A 16,302-nucleotide genomic window follows, 5' to 3' on the forward strand; every position below is an offset into this window, starting at 1 on the left:
CCCGCGCCGTCCTCGCCACCGCCCGCGCACCGCGCGGCGCCGCCTCGGACCGGACGGGACTGACGGGCCTTCAGGCCCTGGAGGGCTGCACCTCCCATGCCGCGCTGGCCGCCGGGGAGCAGGCTCTCGCCGGGCGCATCGCCGTCGGCCTGCGCGCCGACCTGACCGCCCTCGGCGTCGACCCCGTCGAGGCGCCCGCCGACGAGGTCGCCGACGCGCCCGTGCCGCTGACCGTGACCGGCGGCCACATCGTGCACCGAACGGTGGGCTGAGCGCCCACAGTTGGCCGACGCACGCCTACTGCCGCCGCCCCGCCCCGCCCACACTGCCGGTACGGACGGGCAGGGGAGGCGGCGTGGCGGCTGGGCGTGGACGGGACGGTACCGCTCGCGGGCGCGAGACGGCGGCGTACGGCGGCGCACTGACGGCCGTCCTGGTGGCCGGCGCGGCGGCCGGCCGGCCGTACGCCCTCGTCGTCGTGGTCGCCGGCGCTCTCACCGTGGCCGGCTGGTGGCTGTGGCACACCGACCGGAACCTGCGCGGGCTCGACCCGCGCCGGCGGCGGGAACAGGCCCTCCAGGCCGGCCTGCGCAGCCTCACCGCCGTGGACGCCATGACCGGCGGCGAGTTCGAGGAACTCGTCGCCGCCCTGTGCCGGCGCGACGGCTGCACCCGGGTGCGCCGGGTGGGCGGCGCCTACGACGGCGGCGTCGACGTCGTGGGACGCCTCCCGGACGGGCGGACCATGGTCGTCCGGTGCGAGCGCTACGCCCCGACCCGCACCGTGGCCAGCCGCGAACTGCGCGATCTGCTCGGCGCGAAGGTGCGGTTCGGCGCCGACGTCGCCGTCTTCGTCACCACCACCCGCCTCAGCCGTCCCGCCGAGGAGTTCGCCCGGCACAACGGCGTCCTCGCCGTCCACCGCGACCTCCTCGGCCTGTGGCACAACGGCACCACCCTGCCGACGCTCGGCGTGATGAACGGCCACGGCCGGGGCGACGCCCGCCACCGCGCGCGCCGCCGGCAGACCCACGGTCCGGCGCGGCCGAGGAGCCGGTCATCGAGGTGACGGCCCCCCGTGGGACACGCCGTGCGGGCGCCGTGCCGTCGTGGGACGCGGGCGCGGCAGGCCGGGCGGCGCGACCCTGCTGAGGTGAGCCGCGCCCGAACGGGACACGGGGCGCGGTGTCAGCTGGGCGACCTCGTCCGGGGACAGGCCCAGCAGCCGGCTCACATCGCCCTGGCCGATCCCCAGCGTGTCCACCAGGATGCGCACCGCCGCCGCGACCGCCTCCCGCTCGGCGGCCACCGCCGCCTCCCGGCGCCGCCGGGCCCCCGCCACCGCGTCCAGCTCGGGCGCCAGTTCCGGGACCACCAGGTGCACGGCGACCCGCTCCGGCGCGGTCCCCGACGCCTCCGCGATCAGATCGCGCGCCAGCACCTCCGCCTCGTCCAGGGTGCGGCACTGGCTGTGCAGGTCCAGGCCGGGGACGTCGAGCGCCCACCACCGGCCCATGCGGTGCAGGCGCACCTCGTGACGGCTCGTCATGGACGGCCGCCCGTCAGCCGAGGCACACCACGAGCAGGCAGAGCTGCTGCGCCGGCGTCGTGTCCGACGGCGACGTCGCCGCCGGCGCGGTCGTGCCGCCGCCGTCGGAGCCCGCGGGCGTCGAGGGCTGCTGGGCCGACGTCGACGTGGAGGGGGGATCGGTGACCGGGGTGGCGGACGGCTGCGGCTGCGCGGGCGCGGTGCGCGGCTGCGGGGCGGCGTGGGTCACCGGCCGGACCGGGACGGCGGCCTGGGGCCGGACGTGGGTCGTCGGCGCGGTGCCGGGCGACGCGGCCAGGTCCGTGTGCCGGGCCGGGTGCGCGGGCTGCGCCGGGTGGACCGGTGCCGAGGGAGCCGTGGACCGGGGCGGCTCGGAGACCACCGGCGGCGAGTAGACCTGCGGCTGCTCCTCGACCCCTCCCATGCTGTGGTCGTCCGGGGTGGTGGCGGCCTCGGCGCGGCCACCGGAGCCGCGGTCCAGGGCGGCCACCGTCAGCCCACCGCCGACGAGCGCGACGGCGGTCGCCACCGCCGCCCGGCGCCGGTTCTTCTGCCAGCGGGCCCGCTGCCGGCGCCGGGCGGCCCGGCCCGTCGGCGCGGCTGCGCCGTCGAATCCGACATCCTGCGCCCCGGTCGGGGTGTCGTCGGGGGCGGCGGCCGGTTCCCACGCCGGAGCGGCGCTCACCGCCGCCGCGGCCGGCGCCGTGGCTGCGGGTTCCGCGCCGAGGGACGGGTCTATGTCCGGCGCGTAGGCGCCACACCCCGGGCACACCAGGGCGCCGTTGAGGTGGCGGCGGCACGAGGAGCAGTAGTCCATCTGCTTCTTCCTGACAGGGGAACGATCAGCCAGTCACGCTAACGAGCCTTTCGAAAGTCCGTGTGCAGCCCGTGTGAGACTCGTGCGCGGATTCTCTGGTCGCCGCGCGGCAGCGCCGGCCGGTCGACTCCCGCGCCACGAGCGTGAACGGCGACACGAAGTTACGTGCCCCGGCGCCCGGTCAGCCCTGTTCCATGCGCCGGACCAGCAGTTTCACCGCCTGCTCGGGCATCGAGCGTGGTCCGGGTCGACCGTGGACAGCGATGGCACGAGGTACGCGCTCTGGGCCACGTTGTCGAAGCCGATCACCTTCACCTGACCCGGCACCCGCAGCCCCACGTCGGCCGGCCCACGCAGCGCGCCCGTGGCGAGGGTGTCCGCGGGATCGACGGCCGGGCCGGCCTCCTCAAGGGCCTGCCGGTAGGCGCACCCTGGCGCGTCGTACCGTAGGTCCCGTGACCAGCGCCGCGCCCCGCCCCCAGTCCCTCATGCTGACCTTTCTCGGCGACGAGGTGCTGGGTCGCGGGGTCTGCGTGTACACCGGAAGCGTCATCGACGTCTTCGCCCGGGTCGGCGTCGGCGAGCAGGCCACCCGCTCCACCCTCACCCGGATGGTCGGCCGGGGTCTGCTGCGCCGTGAGCGGCGGGGGCGGCGGACGTACGTGGGGCTCACCGAGCGGTCCGAGGCGGTGCTGCGCGACGGTGAGCGGCGCATCTGGAAGACCGGTGCGGTCAACCGCGACTGGGACGGCACCTGGACCCTGCTGGGCTTCTCGCTGCCCGAGTCCTGGCAGCGGCAACGGCACGATCTGCGCTCGCAGTTGACCTGGGCCGGCTTCGGCCCGCTGTTCGGCGGGCTGTGGATCGCGCCCGGCGAGGTCGACGTCTCCGCGATCCTCGCCGAGCTGGGGCTGGCCGCGCATGTGAAGGTGTTCCGGGCCCGCGCGGACGACGGCACGGACCTGCCCGGGATGATCGACGAAACCTGGGACCTGGCCGAACTGGCCGCCCGTTACCGGCAGTTCCAGGCCGACTGGCGGCCGTACGCCACCGGCCGGGCCCGCGTCGAGGCGGAGGACGCCCTCGCGCTGCGGCTGCGGATGTCGTGCGCCTGGCTCGACGTCATCCGCAGCGACCCCCGGCTGCCCGCCGCGCACCTGCCCGCCGACTGGCCCGCGGCCTGTGCCGAGGAGACCTTCCGGGCCGTCCACGCGCTGCTGGACGGGCCCGCGCGGGACGTCGCCCGGCGCATGATCGAGACGATCCCGGTCACCGGATAGCGCCTCCCGCCTCCCCTGCGCCGGCATCCACCGTGCTGCGTGAGGTCCTCGTGCGGACCGATGTTGTGCATTCCATTGACGCCCGCAAGAAAACAGCCCTACATTCCGTGGCGTTCAGTGCACTGAGCATCCGTCCCGGTCACGCTCCCCACCCCAGACAGGAGCAGACGTCATGCCCGCCCGCACCGCCTTGGCCGCCGCCTTCTGCGCGGCCCTCACCGCGCTCACCGTCCCGGCCGCGCACGCCGCCACACCACCCCCCGCCCACCTCACCGGCACCCTCGCCGACGGCGCCGCCTGGATCGCCGACGTCCCCGCCGACTGGAACGGCACCCTGCTGCTGTTCAGCCACGGCTTCGGCCCCACCGTCGCCCAGGACGCCCCCACCGAAGCCGCCCGCACCGCACTCCTCGCCGAGGGCTACGCGCTCGCCGGCTCCTCCTACGACCCGAACGGCTCGATGTGGGCGCTCAGCAGCGCCGAACGCGACCAGTTCGCCACCCTCGACGCCGTCACCGCCCGGATCGGCACACCCCGGCGCGTCCTGTCCGTCGGCCAGTCCATGGGCGGCCTGGTCAACGCCCAGCTCGCCCGCGACGGCGCCGGCCGCATCGACGGGGCGCTCGGCCTGTGCGGCCTGGTGGCCGGCGGCACGGACCTCGACAACTACCAGCTCGACGCCGAGTACACCATCGCCCGCCTGCTGCTGCCCGCCGAGGACGTCCCCCTCGTCCGCTTCGGCTCCGCCGCCGACGCCCGGGCCACCGCCGACAGGCTCACCGCGGCCGTCCAGGCCGCACAGGCCACCGCGCAGGGCCGGGCCCGCGTCGCGCTCGCCGCCGCCTTCCTCAACCTGCCCGCCTGGGCCCCCGGCGAGCCGGCGCCGGCGCCGGGCGACTGGCAGCAGCAGGAGGAGCAGCAGTACGCCTGGTTCGCGAACGGCATCCTCGCCTTCGTCGAGAACGGCCGGTACGCCGTCGAGCAGTCCGCGGGCGGCAACACCTCCTGGAACCGGGGCGTCGACTACGCCCGCCTGCTCGCCTCCTCGGCGCACGCCCCGCAGGTGCGCGCCCTGTACCGGGCGGCCGGACTCGACCTGGACACCGATCTGGCGGACCTCACCGCCGGTGCGGCCACCGCCGCCGACCCGGACGCGGTGCGCACCCTGCGCCGCACCTCCAGCGCCGGCCAGGGCCTCGGCGTACCGCTGCTCGACGTGCACACCGTCGCCGACAACCTCGTGCCCGTCGAGCAGGAGCGGCGCTTCGGCGACCGGGTGCGCGCGGCCGGCGACGGCGCCCTGCTGCGCCAGGCCTACGTCGAGCGCCAGGGCCACTGCGCCTTCACCACCGCCGAGACGCTCGCCGCCGTGCACGCCGTCGAGCACCGGGTCACCACCGGCCGCTGGGACGCCGCGACCCCGGCAGCCCTGCAGAGTTCCGCCGTCGCGCTCGGCCTGGACGGCGCGGCGTACGTGCCGTACCGCCCGGCACCGCTGACGGTCGGCCGCGACCAGCCCGCTCACCGCTGACCCAGGGACACCTCATGCCGCACACCACCGCCCCCAAGCGCCTGCCCGTCGGCACGCTCGTCGCCGGCTGCCTGGCCGTGTGCCTCGCCCAGATCGGCCTGGCGATGCCGGCCACCCTCAACGGACTGTTCCAGGAGCACCTCCATCCGGTCGGCTCCCAACTGACGTGGATATCCGATGCGTTCCTGCTGCCCGTCGCCGTGCTGGAGCTGTCGTTCGGCGTGCTCGGCGACCTCTTCGGCCGCAAGCGGCTGCTGATCGGCGGCGCCGCGCTGCTGTGCGCCGGGGAGGCGGTCGCCGCCGTCGCCTCCGGCATCCACCAGCTGTGGGCCGGGCAGGCGCTGGCCGGGCTCGGGGCCGCGGCGCTCTTCCCGACCTCCCTGGCCATGATCGCCGCCGGGACGCACACCGGCGCCCAGCGGGCCCGCGCCATCGCGGTGTGGGCGTCCAGCCTGTCCGCGGGCGGCTTCCTCGCCCCGCTGCTCGGCGGGATCACCGGCACCTACGGCTCCTGGCGCGCGGCGTTCGTCGTGGTCGCCGGGGTGGCCGCGGTGAGCGCCCTGGTGAGCCTGCTGCTGGCCACCGACTCCCGGGCACCCGAGGGGCGTTCACTGGACGTGGGCGGCCAGATCACCATCGGGGTCGGCCTGTTCGCGCTGCTGTACGCCGTGATCCAGGGGCCGACGGACGGCTGGGGGTCGGCTCCGGTGGTCGTCGCGTTCGCCGTCGCGGCCGTCTTCGTGGCCCTGTTCGTCGTGGCGGAGAGCCGGGCCGCCTCCCCGCTGCTGCGTCTCGACCTGTTCCGCAACCGCTCCTTCGCCGTCGCCTCGGTCGTCGCCGTCGTCGGCATGTTCTCGTTCCTCGGCACGGCCTACGCGGCGAGCATCCGGCTCGGACCGATCCAGCACCTCAGTCCGCTGCGGACGGCCTTCGCCTTCCTGCTGCTGAACGGCCTCACCCCGTTCCTGACGCCGCTCACCTCCCGTCTGCTGCACCGCCGGCCGCCGCGTGAGCCGCTCACCCTGGGCCTGCTGCTCATCGGCGCCGGTGACTTCCTGGCCGCCGGGCTCGACGTCGGCGACCACGCCCTGACCTCGCTGATCCTGCCGCTCGGCCTGGTCGGCGTCGGCTTCGCGCTCACCGTCTCCTCGATCACCGCGACCGCCGTCAACACCGTCCCGGTGCAGCTGGCGGGCATGGCCAGCGGCGCCACCAACCTGCTGCGCGACTTCGGCTTCACTCTCGGCCCCGCGGTCATCGGCGCCGTGGCGCTGAGCCAGGCCGCGTCCCGGGTGACCTCCTCGCTGGCCGGCGCCCCCGCACTGAGCGACGCCTCGCGGGCGGCGGCGCACGAGGTACTGGCCGAGGGCGGACCGCTCGCACTGAACGCGGTCCCGCCGAACTCCCCTCCCGGAGCCGCCCGTTCGTACGCACTGGACGCGCTGGGACACGGCTACGGCATCGGCTTCGTGGTCTGCGGCTGCGCCGCCGTGCTGTCGGCCCTGCTCGTCGTGACCGCGCTGCGCGGCCCGGCCACCCGGCAGGAGGCGGTCCGCCCGGAGCCGGACGGCGACGAACGGACGGCGCTCGCCACCGGGTGAGGCCGACGGGGGCAGAAGAAGAAAAGGGTGCGGCCCATGGTTTCCCATGGGCCGCACCCCTTGGTCCTCGTCGGACGAGGACCGCCTGGATCAGGCGGCGACCTTGTCGCCCGCGTGGCCGTGCAGACGGGCGACGACCTCGGTCAGCTGCGCGGCGACCTCGGCGTCGTCCACCGGGTGGGTCTCGGCGAAGCGGGTCACCGAGCCGGGGATGGACAGCTTGATGTCCTCGATCACCTTGCCGCCGGCGATGCCGATGGACTTGCGGGCCTCGTCCTGGGCCCAGACGCCGCCGTACTGGCCGAAGGCGGTGCCGATGACGGCCACCGGCTTGCCGTCGAAGGCGCCGGCGCCGTAGGGGCGCGACAGCCAGTCGATGGCGTTCTTCAGGACGGCCGGGATGGTGCCGTTGTACTCGGGGGAGAAGAACAGGAAGGCGTCGGCGGCCTTGGCGGCCTCGCGCAGCGCCGCGGCCGGGGCCGGGACGTCGCCCTCCACGTCGATGTCCTCGTTGTAGAAGGGAACCTCGGCCAGGCCCTCGAACAGCACGACCTCGGCGCCCTCCGGAGCGAGCTTGACGGCGGCCTCGGCGAGCTGACGGTTGTGCGAACCGGCACGGAGGCTGCCGACCAGAGCGAGGATACGAACGGACATGGGGAACTCCATGGGTGCTGAAACACGGCGGTTACAAATCCGGACCGGGGTCCGTTTAGTGTCTATCACCAGAACCGGACCGCGGTCCAGTTTTGTTCCCGATGCTTTACGCTGACTTCATGTCCGCCGCTCTGCCCCCCGCACCGCACTCCGAGGAGTCCCACGGCGAACCCGAGCTGCTCACCCTCGGACCCGCCGGCGACGACCCCTGCCTGCGCGCCGACGCCGCCCGCAACCGCGCCAAGCTGCTGGACGCGGCCACCCGTCTGATCGCCGAGCACGGCGCCGCGGGCGTGACGATGGAGGCCGTGGCCGCCGCCGCGAACGTGGGCAAGGGCACCGTCTTCCGCCGCTTCGGCGACCGCACCGGCCTGCTGACCGCGCTCCTGGACCACTCCGAGCGCAAGTTCCAGGCCGCGTTCCTCAGCGGCCCGCCGCCGCTCGGCCCCGGCGCCCCGCCCGTGGAGCGGCTGCGCGCGTTCGGCCGGGCGCTGCTGCGCCGCACGGTCGACGAACTGGAACTCCAGCTGGCCGCCGAGCCGGGCCCGGACCGCCGCTTCACCGCCCCGCCGCGCCGGGTGCTGCACAGCCACATCGCCCTGCTGCTGCGCCAGGCGGTCCCGGACGCCGACTCCGAACTGGTCGCCCACGTCCTGATGGCCCAGCTCAGCCCGGCCCTGGTCCACCATCTGACCCGGCAGTGCAGGATGCCCGTCGAACGGCTGGAGGCGAACTGGGTGGACCTGGTCGACCGCGTCACCCGCTCCGGGCCGGCCTGCTGAGACCGGCGCGGGCCGCACGCCCGGGCCGGCTCAGTCGTGTGCCGCGAACATCTCCACCAGCCCGCGCGGCGCGTCGGCCCGGAAGAGCAGCGCACCGCTGCGTGCCGAGTCGGCCGCCGCGGCCTCGCCGCGCGGGAACAGCCGCTCCTCGTACGCCGTGAGCGCCGCCTCCACGTCGCCGGGGTGCTCGGCGAGCGCGAGGCCGAGTTCCGCGCCGTCGAGCAGGGCCAGATTCGCGCCCTCGCCCGCGAACGGTGACATCAGATGGGCCGCGTCGCCGAGCAGCGTCACGCCCGGTACCCGCGGCCAGCGGTGCCCCACGGGCAGCGCGTGGATGCGGCGCGGCACCAGCGGCCCCTCCGCGTCGGCGATCAGCGCCCGGAGCGAGGGGTCCCAGCCGGCGAACTCCGCCAGGACGTACGCCTTGACCGCCTCCGGGTCGGCGAAGTCCACCCCGTCCAGCCACTCCTCGCCGGCCTCGACAGCGGCGTACACGTGCAGGCCGCCGTGGTTCTCGCGGTGGGCCAGGAAGCCGCGTCCGGCCCCGAGCGCGAACAGTATGCCCCCGCCGACCACCTTCGCGCTGGCCGGGTGCCGTACGTCCGCCTCCGGCAGGTCCGCCTCCACGAAGGACACGCCGGTGTAGGCGGGCCGGGCGTCGGACAGCAGCGGCCGGATCCGCGACCACGCCCCGTCGGCGCCCACCAGCAGGCCGGTGGTGAACACCGAGCCGTCGGCGAGGGTCACCTCGTGCCGCTCGCCGCCGAGCGCCCGCGCGCCGGTGACCTTCGCGCCCCAGCGCACCGTGCCCTCGGGCAGGGAGCGCAGCAGCAGGCCGCGCAGGTCGCCGCGGTCGATCTCGGGCCGCCCGCCGCTGCCGTCGTCCGCCTCCTCGCGGTGGACCACGGCGTCCTGGTCCAGGATCCGCAGGGCCTGGCCGCCGGGGTGGACGAGCGCGGCGAACTCCTCGTGCAGGCGCGCGGCCCGCAGCGCGACCTGCCCGGACTCCTCGTGGATGTCGAGCATGCCGCCCTGGGTCCGGGCGTCGGGGGAGGCGTCCAGGTCGAACAGGGCGGCCTCGATGCCGTGTACGTGCAGGACCCGGGCCAGCGCGAGCCCGCCGAGTCCGGCACCGACGACGGCGATGGGGTGGTGCGGGGTGGTCGTCTCGGTGATGTGGGTCTCCTGTGCTTCTTGAGCCGGTCTCGTCGGCGCGGCTGCGCAGCCGGTCCGGTCGGCAGGACTGGTCAGTCGGTCTCGTCCGGTACGGCGGTGTGCGCGATGCCGCTGATCAGCGCCTGGAACCCCCACGACAGGCGGGCCTCCGGCGCTCCCGCCAGCAGGGGGCCGGCCAGGGCCGCGAGATGCGGGTGGGTCTGCGGGGACGCGCCGCGCAGGGCCTGGGAGAGGGCGGCCCACGCGTCGGGGGAGCTGTCGCCCCCGGCGTGTTCGGCGGCCGTCGCGGTGGCGTGCTGCAAGAGCAGGTCCACGCCCCAGGCGGCCCGCTCGGGCGCCACGCCGCCCTCGTCGAGCAGCGCCAGCAGGGTCTCGATCAGGTTCAGGTAGTGCGGCCCGCTCGGGCGGGCGGTGAGCGCGCTGCGGGCCAGGCTCGGATGCTCCAGGAGCATCGCGGTGTACGCGGTGAGCACCCGCTCCAGCCGCTCCCGCCAGGGGCCCTCGGCGGGTGCCGGACCGACGGTGCCGAGCAGTTCGTCCAGGACCGCCGCGTGCAGTTCGGCGGTGTTGCGCACATACACGTACAGGGAGGCGGGGCCCGTGTCGAGCTCCTGGGCCAGTCGCCGCATGGTGACCTTCTGCAGGCCCTCGGTGCGCAGGATCGCCACCGCCGCGGCCACGATGCCCTCCCGGGTGAGGGCGGGCTTGGCCGGGCGCTCACGGCGGCTGCGGGGGCTGTCGGATCCGTCGCTCATGTCACCACCGTAACGAACATGTTCGTCGCGAACAAGTTCGTTACGAACATGTTCGTGAAAGCGTGAAGCACGTTCCCCCGGCCGGAAGCGCCCCGCCCGCTTCTGCGAAGATGCGTGGCGTCATGGTGCAGATACCGAACACGCCCCCGCCCGCGTCGCCCGCACCGCGCTCCGCACCCACGAGCGCCGATGTGGCCCGGCTGGCCGGCGTCTCGCGCGCGACCGTCTCCTACGTGCTGAACAACACCAGCGCCGTACGGATCAGCGACGCCACTCGCCGCCGGGTGCAGGAGGCCGCCACCGAACTGGGCTACGTCCCGCACGCGGCCGCCCGCAGCCTGCGCGCCGGGCACAGCCGCATGGTCCTGATGCCTGCCCCGGCCATCCCCGTCGGCCCGCTCTACAGCCGCTTCCTCAACGAACTCCAGTGGGCGCTCGGCCGCCTCGACTACACCGTCGTGCAGTACGGCACCGTCGGCGTCCAGGGCGACGAGGCGGCCCGCGCCTGGGCCGAGCTGCGGCCCGTCGCCGTGCTCGTGCCCGGCACCGGCCTCGGCCCCGACGGCGTCGCCGTGCTCAAGCGGGCCGGCGCCCGCGCGGTGCTCACCCTCGGCTCGGAGACCGTCGAGGGCGCCCACGCCCTGCTCCTCGACCACGAAGGGGTCGGCCACGCCGCCGCCACCCACCTGTACGCCCGCGGCCGGCGCCGGATCGGCGTCGTCGTCCCGGAGGAGACGGGCCTGGAGTCCTTCTCCCGGCCCCGCCTGGAAGGCGTACGCCGCGCCCTGCGGGGCACCGACGCCACCGTGACGCCACTGCCCCTCGCCTACGAGGAGGAGCCGGCCGCCCGGCTCGCCGCGCGCTGGCGCGAGCTCGGCCTGGACGCCGTGTTCGCCTACAACGACGAGTACGCGATGCTGCTGATGCGAGCCCTGCAGGACGAGGGCGTGCGCGTCCCCGAGGAGACCGCCGTCGTCGGCGCCGACGACCTGATGCTCGGGCGGCTGCTGCGGCCCCGGCTGAGCACGGTCCACATCGAGCTGCCCTCGGGCCGCGACCTCGCCGAACTGGTCGACCGCGCGGTGCGCGACCCCGGCGCGGCGCCCGAGGTCCACCGGGTGGTCGGAGCCTCGGTGGTCCCTCGCGAATCCAGCTGAGCCGGGCAGATCGGCCGTCCGGGCGGATGAGAAGACCGGCACGCCGTCGCCGGGCCACCGGCCGCCCCGTGGCGCCGGTGGCACGCTCGGCGACGGCGTGCCGGTCTACCCGCTGTGTGCGTGCCCCCGGTCTACTGGCCCTGGGCCTCGCCCTGCCCCTGCTGCGAGGCGATCGACTTGCGCACCTCGTCCATGTCCAGCTTGCGGGCCTGTCCGATGACGTCCGCGAGCGCGGCCTCGGGCAGCGCGCCCGGCTGGGCGAAGATCGCGACCTGGTCGCGCACGATCATCAGCGTGGGGATCGACTGGATCTGGAAGGCCGCGGCCAGCTCCGGCTGCGCCTCCGTGTCCACCTTGCCGAACACCAGGTCGGGGTTCTCCTGCGCGGCCCTCTCGTAGACCGGCGCGAACTGACGGCACGGCCCGCACCAGGACGCCCAGAAGTCGATCAGGACGAAGTCGTTGTCCGTGACCGTCTGGTCGAAGTTCTCCTTGGTCAGCTCCACGGTGCTGCTCATGGCGTGCATCCCTCATTCCGGGTGTCGGGGGCGAGCGTCGGCACAACGCGGCCGACCGGGCGGGTATTCCGCGCACGTACCCATGTGGCCAGGGCGCACACCTGTGGCCCGACCGTGCACGGCCGTGTCACGACCGCGCACAGCCGCGCCACGTCGGAGCCGTTCTGTGGCCCGGGCGCCCGCCACGCACCAGACTGTCCCCATGACGGAAACGGAAACGATCGCGTACGACGTCGTGGTGCTCGGAGCCGGACCCGTGGGGGAGAACGTCGCCGACCGCACCCGAGCGGCCGGCCTCACCACCGCGGTCGTGGAGAGCGAACTCGTCGGCGGCGAGTGCTCCTACTGGGCCTGCATGCCCAGCAAGGCCCTGCTGCGGCCGGTCATCGCCCGCGCCGACGCCCGCCGCACCCCGGGCCTGCGCCAGGCCGTGCGGGGCCCGCTGGACGCGGCGGAGGTCCTCGCCCACCGCACCTACGAGACCTCCGACTGGCACGACGACGGCCAGGTCCGCTGGCTGGAGGGCATCGGCGCCGACCTGTACCGCGGACACGGCCGCCTCGCCGGCCCCCGCGCGGTCGAGGTGACCGCGCCCGACGGCACCCGGCGCACCCTGACCGCGCGGCACGCCGTCGCCGTGTGCACCGGCACCCGCGCCCAGCTGCCCGGCCTGCCCGGACTCGCCGAGGTCGAGCCGTGGACCAGCCGGGAGGCCACCAGCGCCAAGGAGGTGCCGGGCCGGCTGATCGTCGTGGGCGGCGGAGTGGTCGCCACCGAGATGGCCACCGCCTGGCAGGGACTCGGCTCGCAGGTCACGCTCCTCGTGCGCGGCAAGGGCCTGCTCAACCGGATGGAGCCGTTCGCCGGCGAGCTCGTCGCCGAGGCCCTCACCGAAGCCGGCGCCGATGTGCGCACCGGCACCTCGGTGGAGTCCGTCAGCAGGCAGAACGGCACCGTCGTCGCCGTGACCGGCTCCGGCGACCGCATCGAGGCCGACGAGATCCTCTTCGCCACCGGACGCGCCCCGCGCACCGACGACATCGGCCTGGACACGGTCGGCCTGGAGCCCGGCTCCTGGCTGGACGTCGACGACAGCCTGCGGGTCACCGGCACCGACTGGCTGTACGCGGTCGGCGACGTCAACCACCGCGCCCTCCTCACCCACCAGGGCAAGTACCAGGCCCGGATCGCGGGCGCCGCCATCGCCGCCCGCGCCGCCGGCGACGAACTGTCCGACGGCGAGCCCTGGGGCGCGCACTCCGCCACCGCCGACCACCACGCCGTACCGCAGGTCGTCTTCACCGACCCGGAGGCCGCCGCCGTGGGCCTGTCGCTCGCCGAGGCCGAGCAGGCCGGCCACCGGGTGCGGGCCGTCGACGTCGAGATCTCGTCGGTCGCCGGGGCCGGCCTGTACGCCGACGGCTACAAGGGCCGCGCCCGCATGGTCGTCGACCTGGAGGAGGAGATCCTGCGCGGAGTGACCTTCGTCGGCCCCGGCGTCGGCGAGCTGATCCACTCGGCGACGATCGCCGTCGCCGGGCAGGTGCCCATCGGCCGGCTGTGGCACGCGGTGCCGTCCTACCCGACGATCAGCGAGGTGTGGCTGCGGCTGCTGGAGGCCTACCGCGGCTGACCCCCGGGAGAGCGGCTACTCCAGGGAGGCCAGCTCCAGGTACTCCTCGCTCCAGAGGTCCTCGTCCGCGTCCGGCAGCAGCAGCACCCGGTCCGGGCGCAGGGCCTCGATCGCGCCCGGGTCGTGGGTGACCATGACGATCGCCCCCGGGTAGGTGCCGACCGCGGACAGCACCTCGGCCCGGGAGACCGGGTCGAGGTTGTTGGTGGGCTCGTCCAGCAGCAGTACGTTGGCTCCACAGTGGACGAGCCCGGCCAGCGCCAGCCGGGTCTTCTCCCCGCCGGAGAGCACCCCGACCGGCTTGTCGGCGTCGTCCCCGGCGAACAGGAAGGCGCCGAGCACCTGTCGTACCTCACCGTCCGTCAACTGCGGCGCCGCACTGGCGAGTTGCTGCCGTACCGTCACGGAGTTGTCCAGCAGGTCGTGTTCCTGGGCGAAGTAGCCGAGCCGCAGTCCGTGCCCGTGCACGACCCGGCCGCTGTCGGGAGTGTCCTGCCCGGCGAGAATCCTCAACAGGGTTGTCTTACCGGCTCCGTTGGGCCCGAGCACGACGAGCCGGCTGCCCCGGTCGACGGCCAGGTCGACGCCCGGCAGCACGTGGTGATCGCCGTACGCCTTGGTGAGGCTGATCGCGCCGAGCGGGATGCGGCCGCACGGAGCCGGCTCGGGCAGCCGGATCCGCGCCGTCCTGTCGGCCCGGCGCTCCGGTTCAAGACCGGCGAGCATCCGGTCGGCGCGGCGTGCCATGTTCCGCGCGGCGGTCGCCGTCGCCACCCGCGCCCGCATCTTGTCCGCCTGCGCGTGCAGCGCTGCGGCCTTGCGCTCGGCGTTCGCCCGCTCCCGGGCCCGGCGCCGCTCGTCGGCGTCCCGCTGGGCGAGGTAGGTGTCCCAGCCGGTGTTGTGGATGTCGATCGCGGCCCGGCGCGGGTCCAGGTGGAAGACCCGGTTGACGGTGTCGCGGAGCAGGGAGACGTCGTGGCTGATCAGCACCAGCCCGCCCTGATGGGACGTCAGGAAGCCGCGCAGCCAGCCGATCGAGTCCGCGTCGAGGTGGTTCGTCGGCTCGTCCAGCAGCAGCGTGCCGTGCTCGGCGAAAAGGATCCGCGCCAGCTCCACCCGGCGGCGCTGCCCGCCGGACAGCGCGCCGAGCGGCTCGTCGAGGACCCGGCCGGGCAGCCCGAGACCGGCGGCGATCTTCGCCGCCTCGGCTTCGGCGGCGTAGCCGCCGCGCGCCTGGAAGTCGGCCTCGGCGCGGACGTAGGCGTTCATGGCCCGCTCCCCGCCGCCGGCCATGGCGGCCTCGGCCCGGCGCAGCCGCCGTACGGCCTCGTCCAGGCCGCGGGCCGACAGGATCCGGTCGGTGACGGTGACCGCCGGGTCGGCGGCGCGGGAGTCCTGCGGGAGGTACCCGACCGCACCGGTACGGGTGACGGTCCCGGCGGCCGGGCGCAGTACGCCGGCCAGGGTGCTGAGCAGGGTGGTCTTGCCGGCGCCGTTGCGGCCCACCAGGCCGATGCGGTCGCCGGGGGAGACATGGAAGGAGATCTGGGACAGCAGCAGACGCGCGCCGACGCGCACGTCGACATCACGAAGGGTGATCACGGGAAAACGCTCCGAACAAGCAAGAGGACACACGGGTGGCGTGGAAGCGGGTCCTCAGCTAGGAAATTCGGGGCGTGGACATGCGGCCAGGGTAGCGGGAGCGGCGAGCGGGCCGCCTCCGGTTTTCCGTGCCTTGCCGTGCCCGTGGTCGCGGGCCGGCTCAGCCGGGCAGCTCGAAGCCCAGTGCCCGCGCCGCGGCCTCGGGCGTCGGCTGAGCCCAGCGCTCGGCCATCGCCTCGTTGGACGCGAGGGAGCGCGGCTCGGCGCGGTCGAGATACAGCGTGCCGTCCAGGTGGTCCGTCTCGTGCTGGACGATCCGCGCCGGCCAGCCGGTGAACACCTCGTCCAGCGCCCGGCCCGCCTCGTCCTCGCCGGTGAGCCGGACGCGGGCGTGCCGGGCCACGACGGCCTGCCAGCCGGGAACGCTCAGACAGCCCTCGAAGAACGCGGCACGGTCCCCGCCGACCGGTTCGTACGAGGGATTGACCAGCACCCGGAACGGCTGCGGCACCCGCCCGCGGGCCAGCCGCACCTCCTGAGTCACCGGTGCCGGGTCCTCGATCACCGCGATCCGCAGTGCCACCCCGACCTGGGGCGCGGCCAGCCCGACGCCGGGCGCCGCGCGCATGGTGACGCGCAGCGCCTCGACGAAACGGGCGAGCAGGGCGGGGCCGAGCTGACCGTCGTAGCGCTCGGTGCCGCGGCGCAGCACCGGGTCGCCCGCCGCGACGATGGGCAACGGGCCGCCAGGGGCGAGCAGTTCCTCGATCCGCTCGGCCAGGGGTGCGTGATCACCAAGAGGGGCCATCGCGCCAGGATGCCATGACGGCGGGCCCGGTCTGCGTCAGCTCTCGTCGAACTGGCCCGCGAAGGCCGAGGCGATCCGCAGATGCGTCTCGGCCTCCTCACCACGGCCCTGGCGCTCCAGGGTGCGGCCCAGCATCAGCCGGGCGTAGTGCTCCACCGGGTCGCGCTCCACGATGGCCCGCAACTCGGCCTCGGCGCGGCGCAGTTGGGCCGAGTGGTAGTAGGCGCGGGCCAGCAGCAGCCGCGGTCCGGTCTGCTCGGGCACCTCCTCGACGAGCGGGGCGAGCACCCGCGCGGCGGCGGCGTAGTCCTTGGCGCCGAAGAACATCCGGGCACGCTCCCAGCGCTCCGCGGGTGTCCCGTGGGTGTAGTACTGCGACTCCTGCGTCTGCGGCTTCTGCGACTCCTGAGTCGCGTCGAACGTCGTCTGCACGGCGACC

Annotated in this window: 18 protein-coding genes; 8 read left to right on the forward strand and 10 right to left on the reverse strand. The window is 74.9% G+C overall.

The features are described 5' to 3' along the window. Positions 1–272 (forward strand): amidohydrolase family protein (locus tag C3489_RS31890; RefSeq protein WP_146075377.1); only part of this gene is annotated, 272 nt, incomplete at its 5' end. Between the two features lie 83 nt (positions 273–355). Beyond that, entirely contained in the window at positions 356–1,069 is a 714-nt protein-coding gene (locus tag C3489_RS31895; protein ID WP_258055043.1) for a restriction endonuclease, read from the forward strand. Here the strand turns inward: C3489_RS31895 and C3489_RS31900 are convergent. The 3 genes from C3489_RS31900 to C3489_RS39685 form a co-directional block, all read right to left on the reverse strand. Then, positions 1,058–1,549, reverse strand: coding sequence for a hypothetical protein (locus tag C3489_RS31900; RefSeq protein ID WP_103785596.1), 492 nt, complete (start codon positions 1,547–1,549; stop codon positions 1,058–1,060). The genes C3489_RS31895 and C3489_RS31900 overlap by 12 nt on opposite strands. Positions 1,550–1,562: 13 nt before the next feature. After that, on the reverse strand, positions 1,563–2,366 hold the full coding sequence (locus tag C3489_RS31905) for a hypothetical protein (protein ID WP_103785597.1): 804 nt from the start codon (positions 2,364–2,366) through the stop codon (positions 1,563–1,565). 213 nt (positions 2,367–2,579) lie between these two features. Beyond that, complete coding sequence (locus tag C3489_RS39685; RefSeq protein ID WP_308460832.1) at positions 2,580–2,705, reverse strand: substrate-binding domain-containing protein; 126 nt, start codon at positions 2,703–2,705, stop codon at positions 2,580–2,582. Positions 2,706–2,854: 149 nt separating this feature from the next. Between C3489_RS39685 and C3489_RS31915 the strand changes: the two genes are divergently transcribed. The 3 genes from C3489_RS31915 to C3489_RS31925 all read left to right on the forward strand — a co-directional run bounded on the left by C3489_RS31915 (position 2,855) and on the right by C3489_RS31925 (position 6,778). Further along, positions 2,855–3,646: a PaaX family transcriptional regulator C-terminal domain-containing protein gene (locus tag C3489_RS31915; protein ID WP_103785598.1), complete on the forward strand. Its 792-nt coding sequence runs from the start codon at positions 2,855–2,857 to the stop codon at positions 3,644–3,646. 172 nt (positions 3,647–3,818) lie between these two features. Then, a complete protein-coding gene (locus C3489_RS31920; protein WP_103785599.1) occupies positions 3,819–5,177 on the forward strand; it encodes an alpha/beta hydrolase in 1,359 nt (452 codons plus the stop codon). A gap of 14 nt (positions 5,178–5,191) precedes the next feature. Then, a complete protein-coding gene (locus C3489_RS31925) occupies positions 5,192–6,778 on the forward strand; it encodes an MFS transporter (RefSeq protein ID WP_103785600.1) in 1,587 nt (528 codons plus the stop codon). Positions 6,779–6,868: 90 nt separating this feature from the next. On the opposite strand, the gene C3489_RS31930 is transcribed toward C3489_RS31925, so the two are convergent. Continuing rightward, positions 6,869–7,432, reverse strand: coding sequence for an NADPH-dependent FMN reductase (locus C3489_RS31930; RefSeq protein WP_103785601.1), 564 nt, complete (start codon positions 7,430–7,432; stop codon positions 6,869–6,871). Between the two features lie 119 nt (positions 7,433–7,551). On the opposite strand from C3489_RS31930, the gene C3489_RS31935 reads away from it, so the two are divergent. Beyond that, on the forward strand, positions 7,552–8,214 hold the full coding sequence (locus C3489_RS31935; protein ID WP_103785621.1) for a TetR/AcrR family transcriptional regulator: 663 nt from the start codon (positions 7,552–7,554) through the stop codon (positions 8,212–8,214). 30 nt (positions 8,215–8,244) lie between these two features. Here C3489_RS31935 and C3489_RS31940 read toward each other — a convergent pair whose 3' ends face one another. Beyond that, positions 8,245–9,390: an NAD(P)/FAD-dependent oxidoreductase gene (locus C3489_RS31940; RefSeq protein ID WP_103785622.1), complete on the reverse strand. Its 1,146-nt coding sequence runs from the start codon at positions 9,388–9,390 to the stop codon at positions 8,245–8,247. Between the two features lie 71 nt (positions 9,391–9,461). Continuing rightward, a complete protein-coding gene (locus C3489_RS31945; protein ID WP_103785602.1) occupies positions 9,462–10,145 on the reverse strand; it encodes a TetR/AcrR family transcriptional regulator in 684 nt (227 codons plus the stop codon). Positions 10,146–10,267: 122 nt separating this feature from the next. On the opposite strand from C3489_RS31945, the gene C3489_RS31950 reads away from it, so the two are divergent. Then, positions 10,268–11,302 carry a LacI family DNA-binding transcriptional regulator gene (locus tag C3489_RS31950; protein ID WP_374936795.1) on the forward strand — a complete coding sequence of 345 codons (1,035 nt, stop codon included), beginning with the start codon at positions 10,268–10,270 and terminating at the stop codon, positions 11,300–11,302. A 131-nt stretch (positions 11,303–11,433) separates the two neighbouring features. On the opposite strand, the gene trxA is transcribed toward C3489_RS31950, so the two are convergent. Further along, entirely contained in the window at positions 11,434–11,820 is a 387-nt protein-coding gene (gene trxA / locus C3489_RS31955) for a thioredoxin (protein ID WP_103785623.1), read from the reverse strand. 202 nt (positions 11,821–12,022) lie between these two features. On the opposite strand from trxA, the gene C3489_RS31960 reads away from it, so the two are divergent. Then, positions 12,023–13,453 (forward strand): NAD(P)/FAD-dependent oxidoreductase, encoded by a 1,431-nt coding sequence (locus C3489_RS31960; protein ID WP_103785604.1) that lies wholly within the window; start codon positions 12,023–12,025, stop codon positions 13,451–13,453. A 15-nt stretch (positions 13,454–13,468) separates the two neighbouring features. Here C3489_RS31960 and C3489_RS31965 read toward each other — a convergent pair whose 3' ends face one another. From C3489_RS31965 to C3489_RS31975, 3 genes are all read right to left on the reverse strand, one after another. Beyond that, on the reverse strand, positions 13,469–15,055 hold the full coding sequence (locus C3489_RS31965) for an ABC-F family ATP-binding cassette domain-containing protein (protein ID WP_181139925.1): 1,587 nt from the start codon (positions 15,053–15,055) through the stop codon (positions 13,469–13,471). Positions 15,056–15,215: 160 nt separating this feature from the next. Next, complete coding sequence (locus tag C3489_RS31970; protein ID WP_103785606.1) at positions 15,216–15,863, reverse strand: peptide deformylase; 648 nt, start codon at positions 15,861–15,863, stop codon at positions 15,216–15,218. Between the two features lie 36 nt (positions 15,864–15,899). Then, positions 15,900–16,190, reverse strand: a complete 291-nt coding sequence (locus tag C3489_RS31975) for a tetratricopeptide repeat protein (RefSeq protein WP_103785624.1) — start codon at positions 16,188–16,190, stop codon at positions 15,900–15,902. Positions 16,191–16,302 lie beyond the last annotated feature (112 nt).

It is taken from the genome of Streptomyces sp. Ru71 (assembly GCF_002920535.1).
GTDB lineage: Bacteria > Actinomycetota > Actinomycetes > Streptomycetales > Streptomycetaceae > Streptomyces.

Excerpts from the sequence above, each read along its gene's own strand:
- C3489_RS31900 (WP_103785596.1), bottom strand. The coding sequence starts at position 1,549 with ATGACGAGCCGTCACGAGGTGCGCCTGCACCGCATGGGCCGGTGGTGG.
- C3489_RS31905 (WP_103785597.1), bottom strand. The coding sequence starts at position 2,366 with ATGGACTACTGCTCCTCGTGCCGCCGCCACCTCAACGGCGCCCTGGTG.
- C3489_RS31915 (WP_103785598.1), top strand. The coding sequence starts at position 2,855 with ATGCTGACCTTTCTCGGCGACGAGGTGCTGGGTCGCGGGGTCTGCGTG.
- C3489_RS31920 (WP_103785599.1), top strand. The coding sequence starts at position 3,819 with ATGCCCGCCCGCACCGCCTTGGCCGCCGCCTTCTGCGCGGCCCTCACC.
- C3489_RS31925 (WP_103785600.1), top strand. The coding sequence starts at position 5,192 with ATGCCGCACACCACCGCCCCCAAGCGCCTGCCCGTCGGCACGCTCGTC.
- C3489_RS31930 (WP_103785601.1), bottom strand. The coding sequence starts at position 7,432 with ATGTCCGTTCGTATCCTCGCTCTGGTCGGCAGCCTCCGTGCCGGTTCG.
- C3489_RS31935 (WP_103785621.1), top strand. The coding sequence starts at position 7,552 with ATGTCCGCCGCTCTGCCCCCCGCACCGCACTCCGAGGAGTCCCACGGC.
- C3489_RS31945 (WP_103785602.1), bottom strand. The coding sequence starts at position 10,145 with ATGAGCGACGGATCCGACAGCCCCCGCAGCCGCCGTGAGCGCCCGGCC.
- C3489_RS31950 (WP_374936795.1), top strand. The coding sequence starts at position 10,268 with ATGGTGCAGATACCGAACACGCCCCCGCCCGCGTCGCCCGCACCGCGC.
- trxA (WP_103785623.1), bottom strand. The coding sequence starts at position 11,820 with ATGAGCAGCACCGTGGAGCTGACCAAGGAGAACTTCGACCAGACGGTC.
- C3489_RS31960 (WP_103785604.1), top strand. The coding sequence starts at position 12,023 with ATGACGGAAACGGAAACGATCGCGTACGACGTCGTGGTGCTCGGAGCC.
- C3489_RS31970 (WP_103785606.1), bottom strand. The coding sequence starts at position 15,863 with ATGGCCCCTCTTGGTGATCACGCACCCCTGGCCGAGCGGATCGAGGAA.
- C3489_RS31975 (WP_103785624.1), bottom strand. The coding sequence starts at position 16,190 with ATGTTCTTCGGCGCCAAGGACTACGCCGCCGCCGCGCGGGTGCTCGCC.